The sequence below is a fragment of the Legionella qingyii genome, assembly GCF_003184185.1.
This window is the reverse complement of record NZ_QHJG01000001.1, coordinates 223971-237607: the sequence shown is the minus strand read 5'-3', so window position 1 is coordinate 237607 and position 13637 is coordinate 223971. Positions and strand designations below refer to the sequence as shown.

The window sequence follows — 13637 nt, the reverse complement described above, 5'->3', positions numbered from 1 at the left end:
TTGAAAATCAACTGAAGAAGTTCATATTAAGGACTACTAAATCGTGATTAGATCACGAGTGGAAGGAGATCCGCAAAATGGACGTTCCGGACACCCTTTTAGAAATCGGAGTTTTGGATGAAACAAAATGTCTCACATCTGCCAAGGGAATTAAGCCATATGGTTTCCTGGTCTCTTACTCGTTTAGGGAAATCTATTGCAGAAGTCTATGGAAAAGAAACCTTTGAACGAATTGAGCACATTCGACTATCCATGCAAGACACGATTGGGAGTGAAACGATCGCACTTAAAAAAGCCCTTCACAGTCTGCAAGTTGAGCTTTCCAAACTAGATAGAAATCAGCTTTGTCAAATTGCGCATGGGTTTTCTCTCATGATGGAACTTATTAATGCCTGTGAGAGCGCCTACCGCATTTTTCGTATCAATCAAAGAAAAGAAAAATTCTATTCTGAAAGACCTCAAGGGATTCATTATGTCTTAACAGCACATCCAACAGAAGCGCGCACAAATGAATTCTTAAAGCTGTTTAAATCAATTCGGGACTATCTTGTCGATGTTCTTAAATCCCCATATCTGATGAATGAAACTCATCTTGATCAAATGCTTAAAATCTCACTTCAAATTAATATTTCCAATCATGAAAAACCAAGCGTAGAAGACGAGGCACGATACATCTATCAGTTCGCCCTCAATGCCCTCAACATGAAACTTTATCACTTCTTTTTAACCAAAGGTATTCCCATCCAATTACGCACTTGGGTAGGAGGTGATAAAGATGGGCACTCAGGTGTTAATGAAAAAATCATGGTTAGAAGTCTCGAACTTTCTCGATCTTGTTTTATTGCCTACATTCAAGAGTGCATCAAAGAAGTACTGGAAATTGTCAGACTTTCAACTGCATTGAATGAAAACAGAATATTAGCGAATCAGCTCAATCAGCTTGCTAAAAAAGCGCGTGGTCTGAGAAAGATACAAGCCAAGGATCATGAAAAAGTATCTGCATTCAAAAAAGAATTAGCTGCAATACAGATAAATACCCTAAAGTTTTTAAATTTCGAACCCGAACAATTCGCTATCATCTCCAGCATTTTTCAGCTCTATCCCACTCTGGTCATACCCATCGAGCTCAGAGAAGATTCAGCCGTTGTAAAGGAGAGTTTAACGAGCATAAAAAAAACAACAATTACCAAGATGTTGGAAAAAGTCTATTCTATAACCCATGGGACTGATCCCAAAAATTATATACGCGGTTTTATCCTCAGTATGGTTGAATCTGCTGAGGATATAAAAAATGGAATTAACCTGGTAAAACACGTTTTTAAAAGCTACGCCCTACCCGTTGTGCCCTTGTTTGAAAATCAACTTGCGCTCACCACTGCGGATACAATTTTAAATCATTCAATCACTGAGGATATTAGACAGAAGCATCTAAAACAGTGGGATGGAAATTATGAGGTCATGCTGGGTTATTCTGACTCATCTAAAGAAAATGGTGTATTGCCCTCTCGACTGATGATTGCGAACAGTTTAAAAAATATTCAGTCTACACTAGAAAATAAAAACCTTCGGCCTATTTTTTTTCATGGGTCGGGGGGCAGTATAGAACGTGGAGGTGGGGATATCAAAGAACAAACTGCTTCCTGGTCTAAGGAAATGATGACTAATTATAAAGTGACTGTTCAGGGGGAAATGGTTGCAAGGCTCTTTGGTTCGAGTTCCATACTCAAAAGTCAGATTGACAAATTTCTTGATATCTATTCACATAAAGATAACGACACTGATAAGGGTTATCCTGAGGAGCTGGTATTATTTGCCACGCAAGTTAGTCAGAAATATAAAGCACTGATCCAAAGCGAATGGTTTTGGCCCACAATTGAACAGGCCTCGCCCTATCATTTCTTGACAGAGCTAAAGATTGGCTCTCGTCCAACCAAACGCAAATCAGGGCCAGATCAAAGAAAGCTTCGGGCTATCCCCTGGATCTTATGCTGGACTCAAACACGGCTTCTTTTCCCAACGTGGTGGGGTCTTGGTTCTGCTTGGTCAGAGCTCAATGACCTTGAAAAAAATAAGCTTAGGGTTCTCTACAAGGAAAATACTCTTTTTGCTGCTTTTATAAAACAATTAGGAGTAACTCTTTCCAAAGTGTACCTTCCAATCTGGGAACAATACGTGTACCAATTAACTGGCTCCAATGAATATCTCAAGCCTTTTCAATCAGAATTGGAATCAACTATCCTCTTCTTCTATCAAATAACCGGTGAGAGTGATTTTTGTTTTCATCAACCCTGGCTTGGGGAAAGCATTCAATTAAGATCAACCTTGATTCATCCTTTGAATCTTATCCAGATTGAGGCCATGAAAAGAAATGATTTACCTCTTTTAAGAAAAACGGTCACAGGCATTTCTTGTGGTATGTTGACGACAGGGTGATAACATAAACCAGGATAAATTCATAATCTCATCCCCCCAATCAATGAATTGTAACTCAGGGACATTTCAGCCTTTCTTTTTGGGTATTTAATTGACAACATCCATTTTAAAGGTACTATAACAGATTTTGGATGGCTAGCGCTTAATCTATCTAGTCTTTACAAGGAGTAATCAACATGTATTCCAATTTAGAGCAACTTAATCATGATGAGTCTGCATCAAGTGCTTATAACATATTGTTCCTGCTTACTGGTCTTGCAATAGCAACGTTTGCGATTGCACGATTCGCAGAGTCTAACAATCACCTAAACTATGATAATCGTTTTGCTCGTATAATAGCCGGCCTTTTATTGCTAATAACGCGGATGATGCATACGAAGGGCGGGGATTTAGAGCTTACCAATACAGAAAAACAAATAATTGCAGTAGGCCCACATCGAACGGGCTGGGAAGCAGTTGTTGTTGCTTCAAAAATAAAAGGCACACCACCACGTTTTTTTGCCACAGATGCTTATAATTCTGTACCCGGCGTTTCTTCTTTTCTGAAGATGTTTAAAGCAATACCGGTAGAATCAAAAGCAACTAAAAGTGAGAATGGACGCTCTGCTAATGCCGGCGCGTTAGAGCAAGCAAGTAAAGCACTTAGTGAAAATGGCTGCGTCGCACTATTCCCACAAGGGAATTTTGCACGATTAAATCAAGAACCGCCTAGAGTTTACACCGGTGCAGCGAGGCTTGCATTGATGAATAAAACACCTATTCATGTTATCAGACTTGATGGTTTCTGGAGTTTGCAAAATCCAATCATTCCTTTATTTGTTCGCAACAACTCTTATTATCGTGCATTTATGTCTGCGTTTCACATGAACAATGTACGCGCCACACTGTGTTCGGTGATCGATTTTCACCTAAAACCAGAGAGTGAGGGCCTAAGTGAGGAAGCAATAATCGAGGAAATATGCGCCCAGCTTTATGCTTACTATCGTCATACACAGGAACTTACTCCGAAACAAATTGCTACGATTAAAGAAGAAATAGCCAGCAAAACTCATCTGCTTATTTGGAACAATAAAGTCAAACAAGATGAATTAGGAAAACAGCTCTTAAGTTTAAAGAAAGAAGAAACCAAGCTGGAAGAGCCAACTTTAACGTCAATGAAATTAAGTTCAATCTAGCGAACACAGGCTGGGTGTAAAGCTTGGCCGGTTTTTCTTTAATTACTCATCATCCTTTCAAAAATTGCACTCTTCAGAGATAATTTCTTATCTATAATCGACGTTAATATAAGGAATAACCGCAGTGTATTCTAAAGATTTAGAAAAAATTAGCAGGTCTTATGAAGGGAACGACTTACTCATAGCTACAAGCTGCGGTGATTTAGAAGAAGTTGAAAAAATTCTCAATGCGCAACCAGAGCTATATACGTACCGCAACCCCCAGCAAAGACAGGGTACAAAATATCACAAATCAACAGCAGTACATTTTTCTTTATTGTATAGACAGTACATGGTAGCAGAAATGCTATTGAAACATCCTGATAATAAAAAAATTATTAATACAGCCAATGGTGCTGGAGAGACCATTTTACAGCTTATTGTGGCATTGCCTTATAATGATGTCGCTCTAAAGCTAGCAAAATTGGCCTTAGATGTTCAAAGTGTTGATATTAATTATACTTCTCATGATTGCAATCACTTTCAGTCAGCCTTATCTTTAGCTTGTGCTATTGGCCTGGTAAAAACTATGGATATGGATATGGTTCGTTTGTTGCTTGAACGAGGAGCCGATCCAAATTGTATTATTGGTAATCTAGGAGTTGTTGAGTTAATTCCATTACTCAATCATTTAGCCTTAAAATTAAATAATGCTAGTGAAAAGAACATCAAAAATCTCAATGAGTTGATGCTTCTTTTAATTGAAAATGGCGCTGACCCAACAAAGCGAGGCTGCGATGGCCTGACTTTTTTTGACGTTGTTATTGACAATAATATCGAGTCAAAACTGATGCCAACCATCAAAAAACATTTTCACCACCAATGGAAAGAAAGTTCACCTGGGGAAATAGAAAAAGCAATTGCTCTCTTCAATGCCTCTCTGCCTTTTGCGCCCTGGACCATGGCTGCTGATTGTAGTCCTACCTGGGAAACTCTAGCATTACTCGTGACATTGAAAAAGGAACGAAGGGCAGCAAAGCAATCTGACCATGATTGCACCGTATTTTATGGCAAAGAACAACTCGAATCATTTCTTGAATTTGCAAAAATGCGTTTTGAAGCGACAAAACAACCGTTTCAAACCCAGTTTATAATGAGTCCGCGAGGTTCAATGAGTAACCATGTGGCTAATGGGCAGTTGAATTATGATGAGCACGGACAAGTAAACGTCTTTTGGGTAGATACATTGGGACATGATGATTCTAATACTCAATTGTATAATGCTGAAGTGGGGGCAATCATTCATAAACATGAACCTGAAGCCATACTGTACACCACAGATATACAAATGCAATTTACGAATACCGGGTGTGATATTTTCGCTTTATATATTTCCGAAAGACTCTCTGCTGCGGCACTAAAAAAAAGGGAATTGTTTAATGATTTAAAGAAAATACACGAATACCATAAAATAGAAAGGGAAGGATTCAGAGTTATCCCTTGGGGCAAATGCCCTGTTTATACTGGATTGCCAAAAATTATCCAATCTGCGTCCCGGCCAGAACAACGTATTAAAGAAGAATTAGTGGCAGATAAAAATACGTTCAATAAGAAAAATGAAAATTACCACCAAGAAATGCATCGTCGATTGATGGAGCGTCAGGGTAAACAAGTCAATTCCTATTATGAAGTGAACCGCCAAAAATTTGGAATCCATCTAAAAAAGGCCTATGAAGAAGAGTATGATACGCTGAATAAAAAAAGTCTGCTTGCCTTCACGGACTTAATCAATAGAGTGCCTATAGATGTTTTGATAAGGGAGTTAGACATTGAATGGGTACAGAACGGCGATGAATGGGAGATTGTTGTACCACAACAATATCATGGCCCCTATTTAACTGACCTTAAGGGCACCCTACCCGAATTATTAGAAAAGCTGGATAACGCCTATGAAGGTATTGCTGATGATAAATACGCAATGCAAGATCCTTATTTTCACTTTTACTATGCGGCAATTCGGGTGTGCAGAACGAAGCTGGGTAGCTTAGCGGAAGAAAACCAAAAGGAGAAAAACACTCAAGAAAAAGCAAGATTCTCTCTGGCCCTCCCCCTTCATGAGGCAGAGAAACAACAGTTACTCGTCAATCTGGAACAGTTAAGCGGCAAAAAAAATTGGAAATTGAATCAAAATAGCGGTTTAGTCGCTGTGCTTGAAGTCCCGACGCAGAGGGAGGCATGTATAATTACTGAAATACTACAAGCAACAAATGCGATGAATGTGGTTCAAAGCCAACGCCAGGATAATAAGTTACCAGTAATAAAATGTGACCAAATTAACTGTAAAAAGTTAAATGAATTGGCGTCGTCTCACCTTTCTTTACCTTTGGCAGCTGAATTGTGCAGCAAAGTCATCTGATTTTTATAGATTATTTAAGTGTAGGATAAATCTTGTTGCTCATAAACTCCCCTAAAAACCAGCAATGAATAAAGGACTTTAATGTCTTGGATAAAACCAAATATACGACAGACTAATGCTGAAGAGATGGTTTCGGATTAAGCTAGGCAAATTATCTATACGCCCCAGCATAAATCTCGGTTGTGTTGCCGTCATCTTTAATCAGAAAACAATGCTAATCAATTCATTTCATATAAGAACAAACTGCCCCCAAACCAACCCAATAGCTCTTAATGTTTTCTTAATGTTTACAATGTAACATTCTCGATCCGATTTTAATCTTATTGTTTTATGTTGTTATTTATTGTTCTTTTATCAACCTAAAAATCAGCGGATTGAATTGAAAGTTTTAAAATTTGATTGGAGTATTTATGCCGTATCTTCTTATTACAAATAAAATTTTGAATCTACTTTCAGAACATAGAAGAATTCCTGAAGATGAAAAAATCGATCATAGTGTCGCTGAGTTTTCAGATAAAGTAATCAAGAAAATTGATAGCATGGTCACCAAAGGAGAAAAAATACGAATTGTAGCCCCTGCGTTTCCAGAAAAAGCTCCTGTTCGTGGAAAGACTCTTAGTGATTCTCCTGATATGGCTGAGCTCCTATCTTTAGAACACTTAAATAATCTCTGTAAAAAAATAGAATCAGTTTATGGTCCTGGAGCTGAAGTTGTTATTTATACGGATGGATTTGCATTTGCAGATGTATTTCCCGATATTCACTCAAAAGAAAAGCGTGAAAACTATCTCACAAAATTACAGGGTATGATAGAAAAAAACGATTTAAAGAACATCAAAATTATCAACTTAGCGGGGCAAGTTGACTTAAACCAATATGCAGAAACTGAAGAACATTTCAGACAACGGCTAAAAACACCTCAAAATGATGAAGATAGAAATAGCATCAATTTATACAGAGGGCAAATTCAGTTTTTTACAACAGAACTAAAGATGGGTTACCCGGAAAAGTCAGGATCAAAAATTAAGAAAGAAGCTGAAATTATTGCTCGTGGCGTAGCTCGCATGAGTGCCGCACTTAGCGAATATCTCTCAATAATTGAACCTGACGCATTACGCATATCATGTCACCCTAAAACAGTAGCTTCTGATAAAATTGGCTTATGGCTACATGAAGATCACCCTGAAGGAGGTACTCCTTGGCATAATGCTGCGGTATTTGAACTTTCTGAATTGACTAATAAATGTATTGTATCGTTTATGAAAGCACAGGAAGCTAAAGAAAAAGGGTATCTTTTGCAGATGGATCAAGAAGGAAACCCTAGTCATTTTGAAGCCAAGAGCATCTATCGCCATGCATGTACATTGCAATCGTTCTTTAGAAGGGCTCATCAAAAGAAATTAGCTCTAGCGTTGGAAGAACAACAAGACCTTTCGCCCCCTCCCTCGCGATGAGTCATCACCTCCATAAGTTAGTCATTTCGTAGCCATCTGCTTGGAACAAGATAGGTTGATTCTTTAGGCCCAACGTTACACAGTTGGGTCACTACTTGATGGAGTATAAAAAGAACCGCTTAATCTCGATAAACATTCTAAGTTTTCAATATCCCAGGAGGAATCAACATTTTTTGTATTTCGCCAATATGCATTTCTTCTTCCTGAATCATTTTTCTTGCAAACTCTTCGACTAACACCGATTTTCTTTCTGCATGTTGTAATAATTGATAATACAAATGCAAACCTTGCTTTTCATGCTCAAGAGCCTCTTCTAAAATATTCCCAATGTTATGTTCATGGGTTTCTAATAATTTGCCAATTTTAAGTGAGGGATGGTGCGAAAAATGGGTAATAAGCTCACCGATTAAATGAGCATGGTTTAAGCTTTCTTGAGCCTGCTCACGCATCCATTTACAAATAGGGATACGATTATAGCCAAAGACCATAAGGGAGTAATGGGTATAACGTACAACACCCGCCATCTCCAGCTCTAATAATGAATTTAGAGTTTTTAAGGTAGCATCATCAATTGCTTCAGATTCAGGTCGTCCATATTCCATATTTTATGACCTCCTATTTTACTTATCTAAGAGTATAGAGTAATTCCAACAAAAATCTGAAAGGATAATCAATCTTCTATACACATAGCTAAATTCAAAAAATATAACTTCACTACAAGTTTTTGGCTCTAAATGATTCAACCTACCGGTTACTTGCTTTGATGAATCCCGATATATTGCATATAATTTATGCAAACTCGACTTTATTTAATCATCATGAAATCACTTAAGGAACTTTTTAAAAAGATAAGCGCCGGGAACCAAAATAAATCAACTTCTTCTGATGCAACAGTCATTAAGTCTCCCGATGAACAACCTGTCAGTAATGATAAGCCCCTGTTTGCGCCCACACAACCTACCCATGATTTTTTTTCACATCCCAAAATGAGTGATTTAGCGCAAGTAGGACAAACAAAATCTTTGGGTTATTTGCCATTAGAGCTTATCCGTGGTTCCGGATTTGAACTATTTCAGGTAACTCAGTTATTGAAAAAAAGGGGAGTAAAGTTTTTTGTTATTCCTAATCCTACTCCTGAAGAATTGTATGCCTTTAACCCTACTAAAAATCTATACGTACATATCGCAGATAAAAAGGAATACAAGGTAATTCCCAAAGGAGGCTTTTCAAGTATTCGTTCTGGAGCCCTTGTAGCGTACGATGAAGACGCCGTAAATGCCTTTTTAAAAGAAAATAATGACCTTATCAATGAAGAAAATAATAATGAACCAAACTCTGAAAACCATTGGCCGACTGAAGCAGCAGATTTTGTTAATATGCTGTTTAGGAAGAAAGCCGAATCAGCACAAATGAATTATTTAGTACATAAAATTTTTGAAGAAATGCCAAACCAATCAAACCAGGATCTGACTGCGAAATAGCCGGTTTGAATTCATTCATTCTCTTGGCCACAAGTTGGAAATCTTGGGGAAAGCCATGTTTGGTATATCTTGTATTTTGAGAGATCAAGCAGGCCCTGGATTGCTCAAATACAAGAAAGCATGTTATTGTTTTGCGCAAAACCCTAATCATAAAGTCATTCCTAATGTACAGTAAATATCCCCAATTTTTCCAGAGTGAGAAAGAAAAATCACCTTCTAGTATTCAGTTTTCTAATGTTATAAAAACATCACCAGCAACCTCTGATTTGTATCGAGGTGTTGATAATTACAGTCCGTCATTTTTGGTTTCCCCACTCTTTTTAGTAATTTTGCTGTAGATATTCATGCAACATATCGTAAAAATAATCTCAACCTCCCCGGTCGGATGGAGCGAGAAGCAGAACATGTGGCCTTAGCTGTGCCCTATTGCAGCATAAAAAAAATAACAATTAAAAATAAATAAGGTAGTGAATAATCCTTTTTATTTAGCTATTTCTAGCGATAATCAAGAAGTGATACACGCCTTCAATGCTATCTACTGTCAGCTTGTCTCACTTTTAAGAAATAAATACACACAGAAACTGGACGATAATAAAGAAAAATTGGCGCTTCAGGAATATGTTAGCATCTACCTTCAGTTTTATGATAAATACAGTGGGATCGATAATCCATTTAATAAACCCCTTCAGGAACTCGTTGCGCTCCATCCAGAATTTATGGAATATTTTTTCCAATTAAATCCTCAACACGCTAAATCCATCTTGATGAAAGATGAAGCGATTATGACATCTGATAATCTATTTAAAGAACACTATTATACTCAATCGCTCGATGATTCTTTATCACATCGAGCAAAAGTGGCCATAACGTGTCACGAGGATGATTGGGCACGACCATTTTATGAGTAATCCCTTGCACTATAAATCAGATAGGCTATTTGATTTTCAGCCAATCCAATAATAAGAACGATAGTTATTCTTAGCTGAAATCACATGTTAATAAAAAGTCCTCTATTGATTTATTATTTACTACTTCTATATTAGCGCTACCACTATTAGTAGCCGGAACATACTCTGAAGATCCTTGAACATTTTTTAAACTTATATGCCATGGATACCAATCATAGGTAAAACCTTGCCCTGTCCATGGAAAATAGATTGGCATACCTGAGTTTCTATTTGGGACCGTATTACAATAAGCAGAATAAAACTGGTTTGCCAAAAATGAGCTGACCGTTGTGCCATCATAAGGGGGTGGAGGATTATTGCAATTATGGGGAATCACTAGAGCCGAAGCGGAGCAGGAAGTTGTCTCAATATTGCCATCAGCAGGGCATGGCCGAAACATATTGCCATCCCTTTTACCAGGTATATGAGGATTATTTCTTAACTTAAAAAAAGTAAATGTTCTTACTGAATCCGGTGAATCAGGTGGTATACCAAAATACTGACTAAATCGAACTGCAGCATTTTCTCGTGACAAATTTTGGTATTGAATGGTTTTGCAAACTGATACTAAATTTTCTGCTGAACCAAGGAACAAGAAACCATAATTCCCATTGGAGTAATTTGGAGTCGGCGGATTTGTTGGGGCAGGATATGTGAATGTGGAATATACTACAGCATTGTACTCGTAACTGGGATTGGGAATTTGTGAGCTGGAATAGGGTGGAAATGCGTCTAAATTATAAAACTGTTTCAATAAGCCAAAATTCTTTTTGGCCCTAGGCATGACAGAGAGGTTATATATCGTCTGGTAGGCTAGATAATTGTTGTATCTTGGATCTGCTAACAAAACTGGATCCGAACTTGCCCCATTGTGAATCCGTTCACAATAAAAATTTGCGGAGTTTACAATGGTCACCAATGAGGCGCATTTTATGCTTAATTTACCACAAAAGGGATCATTGTTATCACGAACAGGACTATCGAGCACAAAGTTTCTAATTTTAAAATTAATCGCATTGAGCTCATTAGCACCATGTATATAAGGATTGGTGAGCGTATGCATTTGTTGAGGATAGGAATGAATAGAAGGTTTAGGTTGATAGCCGCAATTTGGATGCAATTGACTGTAATTCGCATAAACCTGATTTACCTTGGCTAAAAGTTTTTGTTCATCCGATAGATAAACGCCATTTTCTTCCTGTTCTGTCGATTCATTTAACGTATACCCAAAATCTTCTTCGGAGTAAGCAAAACCGCTAAGAAAAAGTCCGGTTGCGAATAAAACTAATAATTTCTTGTTCATCATCATCCTTAATAATTGGGACTTAAAAAATTAATTCCCATACATATCTCAGTCATTTGAGATAACTTGGAGCCACTAAATAGTAAATAAATTTAACTAAACAAACAAGAAAGTACTTGCTTGAGCCTCAGCGGATAAATCCGTGTTCGGTTCTTTTCAAAGCAGTTTGACTTCCAATTTAACCCCATTTGATTTTTATGAACATTTAACCTTAGGGAGTTCCCTATGGTTGGCAATTGCTATTGCATATTTTGATTAGAGCCATTATTTTTAGATAAGTTTGTCAAAAACTGAATTAATCTAATTATGAAAAGGATATTCAATGATTATAAGTAACATGGAGCGTGGTTCATTCGACGTACCAAAATTTCCAACATTAAGTCTGCTGAGCCTGCTCTGTGTTACTTCGGTTTCTATCGCAGGAACATCTGGCATTAAGGAATTATCCCCTACGAACTGGTCTGGTTTTTATATGGGGATAAACGGAGGTTATTCCTGGTCAAATGCCCATACAAAAGTGGTACCTCTTCCTGAGCCAACCCAACTCCAACCCGGGAATGGTACTATTCAACCAGCATCTATGTCGGTATCCATGTCAGGTGGAACCGTAGGAGGACAAGTAGGGTATAACTTGCAATTAAGTGCCTACCCACAAGTGTATCTTGGTTTAGAAACCGATATAAACTGGAACTCATTAAAAGGCTCATCCACAGAAAATGCAGTAGGAAATGCGGTGGAGCATTTAGAAGTATTTAATAATGCGCTATCAACCCAACATAAATCGACATGGTTTGGCACCTTACGTGGACGCCTCGGTTTTTCACCCACTGCCCAGATATTACTATATGGGACCGGGGGATTGGCCTACGGTTCTGTAAAAGAACAAGCGAATGTTAATTTTATTCCTGGTGGATATGGTGATGAACAATATCCTTTTTCTAAAACTTTAACACGAGCCGGGTGGACAGTTGGTGGAGGGGCTGAATGGGTTCTCAAGCAAAATTGGTCAATGAAATTAGAGTATTTATATTATGATCTTGGCTCAACATCCGAGATTGCAGATCCAATTATTCCCAATCCTCCATTCCAAATAAAATATACATGGACTAATCCAGCGCAAGTTATTCGCTTCGGTCTTAATTATCATTTTTGATGATCTTAAATGTTGCAAGCCAAAGAACAGTTTGAGCAGCCACGGTATGCAGGAACGTAGATTGAGTCAAAATAACCCAATCCACCTTGCTTGCTTATTCTAAAACAGATACTGCAGACCGAGTGCGACGGTATAGTTTTTATTGGATAAACCAGCGGCATCACGTTCATAGCCATTTTCGCCGGTGTCATTATCGATTATTTCAGTATCGGCGCGCCCATTCGAATAATGATTGTAGGATGCTTCAACAAAAACTTTCGCATTGGGTGTTAAAAAATAGCCGGAGTTTAGTGTTGCAGCATAATATCTAAAGTTATCTCCATATTCTTCGAACGTTATGTTGCGGGCATAATGCTCATCATGATCTTGTGCTGAAACCCAATTACTAAATTTTAAAAGGGCATTAAACTCAAAATTATGGATGAAATATTTTCCAGCTAAACCAATATAAGGGGCTCTAAATTTTTGTTGATAGCCAATTCCAACTTGAGTGCTAGGAAAACAACCGATATCGCTACCATTGTTGTATTGATAACAGCCGCCAGTCGCCCGCCAGCTAAAAGAATCCCATTGATAACCCGCAGCCAAACCGAGTTGATAATTCTGCTTTTGCATCAGCCAAGCTCTTAAACTCAAATCAAACTCATTGGCATAATTAAGATGTGTATTTTCATGGTGTGACCAATGAGTCCAAGATTCTTGATTTGGATTGAACCAATCATAATCATCCATGGCTGCCTTGCTTTTTGCAACAGTTGTCCAACCTCTTCCATTAATGCTAAGCCAGGCGAGGAATTCATAATTTAATTCCCCGTTTATTATTGCAGCATTTTTTATGCGCCAATCGAGCTGGCTTAGCTTAGTATTTGATTGGGGATAATAAACATATTCGTGAGCCTTTCCAGAAAGAATTCCTACGGAAGTACTTAGTGACAAGCCATTCAAACTGTAATCAGCAGCATAGGTATCGAGCGAATGCGTAAGAGATAAGGAAGTTAGAGCCAACATAACTATTTTATTTTTCATATTTTTTCCTAGTTAGGGCGGCAATCCGTGCAGCAAAAGTGAGCATCAAAAAATCAATCGAGATTATTGTGATTCATAATGACCTTGTCAAGAACACCATTGAGAAACATTGCTCATTAGTAATGGGAAACCGAATCACTTGATTATGAAATAAGACATCGGTATAGCCATCTAGTCGCTCAATAAGCCTGCTTGCATGAAGCAATAATGAACATATTTTTTTATTTGAAAATAATAAGTTACTGTGGGAGCATATCCTGCGAAGCAGGT

Annotated in this window: 11 protein-coding genes; 8 read left to right on the top strand and 3 right to left on the bottom strand. The window is 37.8% G+C overall.

Annotated elements, in window-relative coordinates:
- The first annotated feature begins 117 nt into the window (after nucleotides 1–117).
- The 4 genes from DGG96_RS00825 to DGG96_RS00810 all read left to right on the top strand — a co-directional run bounded on the left by DGG96_RS00825 (nucleotide 118) and on the right by DGG96_RS00810 (nucleotide 7457).
- Nucleotides 118–2433, top strand: coding sequence for a phosphoenolpyruvate carboxylase (locus DGG96_RS00825; protein WP_110141120.1), 2316 nt, complete (start codon nucleotides 118–120; stop codon nucleotides 2431–2433).
- Nucleotides 2434–2609: 176 nt separating this feature from the next.
- Nucleotides 2610–3608 (top strand): lysophospholipid acyltransferase family protein, encoded by a 999-nt coding sequence (locus DGG96_RS00820; RefSeq protein WP_110141119.1) that lies wholly within the window; start codon nucleotides 2610–2612, stop codon nucleotides 3606–3608.
- Nucleotides 3609–3732: 124 nt separating this feature from the next.
- The gene (locus tag DGG96_RS00815; protein WP_110141118.1) at nucleotides 3733–6003 is read left to right on the top strand and encodes an ankyrin repeat domain-containing protein; all 2271 of its coding nucleotides are present in this window, start codon (nucleotides 3733–3735) and stop codon (nucleotides 6001–6003) included.
- 410 nt (nucleotides 6004–6413) lie between these two features.
- Entirely contained in the window at nucleotides 6414–7457 is a 1044-nt protein-coding gene (locus DGG96_RS00810) for an L-tyrosine/L-tryptophan isonitrile synthase family protein (RefSeq protein ID WP_110141117.1), read from the top strand.
- Nucleotides 7458–7594: 137 nt separating this feature from the next.
- Here the strand turns inward: DGG96_RS00810 and DGG96_RS00805 are convergent, their stop codons facing one another.
- Entirely contained in the window at nucleotides 7595–8059 is a 465-nt protein-coding gene (locus DGG96_RS00805; protein ID WP_110141116.1) for a ferritin-like domain-containing protein, read from the bottom strand.
- A 189-nt stretch (nucleotides 8060–8248) separates the two neighbouring features.
- Here DGG96_RS00805 and DGG96_RS00800 point away from each other — a divergent pair, with 189 nt between their 5' ends.
- From DGG96_RS00800 to DGG96_RS21135, 3 genes are all read left to right on the top strand, one after another.
- Nucleotides 8249–8938 (top strand): hypothetical protein, encoded by a 690-nt coding sequence (locus DGG96_RS00800; RefSeq protein ID WP_233590468.1) that lies wholly within the window; start codon nucleotides 8249–8251, stop codon nucleotides 8936–8938.
- 298 nt (nucleotides 8939–9236) lie between these two features.
- Nucleotides 9237–9401, top strand: a complete 165-nt coding sequence (locus tag DGG96_RS21490; RefSeq protein WP_476737562.1) for a hypothetical protein — start codon at nucleotides 9237–9239, stop codon at nucleotides 9399–9401.
- 4 nt (nucleotides 9402–9405) lie between these two features.
- A complete protein-coding gene (locus DGG96_RS21135; protein WP_233590469.1) occupies nucleotides 9406–9846 on the top strand; it encodes a hypothetical protein in 441 nt (146 codons plus the stop codon).
- A 70-nt stretch (nucleotides 9847–9916) separates the two neighbouring features.
- Here the strand turns inward: DGG96_RS21135 and DGG96_RS00790 are convergent, their stop codons facing one another.
- Entirely contained in the window at nucleotides 9917–11188 is a 1272-nt protein-coding gene (locus tag DGG96_RS00790; protein ID WP_110141115.1) for a hypothetical protein, read from the bottom strand.
- Nucleotides 11189–11510: 322 nt separating this feature from the next.
- On the opposite strand from DGG96_RS00790, the gene DGG96_RS00785 reads away from it, so the two are divergent.
- Nucleotides 11511–12341, top strand: a complete 831-nt coding sequence (locus DGG96_RS00785) for an outer membrane protein (protein ID WP_110141114.1) — start codon at nucleotides 11511–11513, stop codon at nucleotides 12339–12341.
- A 99-nt stretch (nucleotides 12342–12440) separates the two neighbouring features.
- On the opposite strand, the gene DGG96_RS00780 is transcribed toward DGG96_RS00785, so the two are convergent.
- Nucleotides 12441–13367: an omptin family outer membrane protease gene (locus DGG96_RS00780; protein ID WP_110141113.1), complete on the bottom strand. Its 927-nt coding sequence runs from the start codon at nucleotides 13365–13367 to the stop codon at nucleotides 12441–12443.
- Nucleotides 13368–13637: the final 270 nt, after the last annotated feature.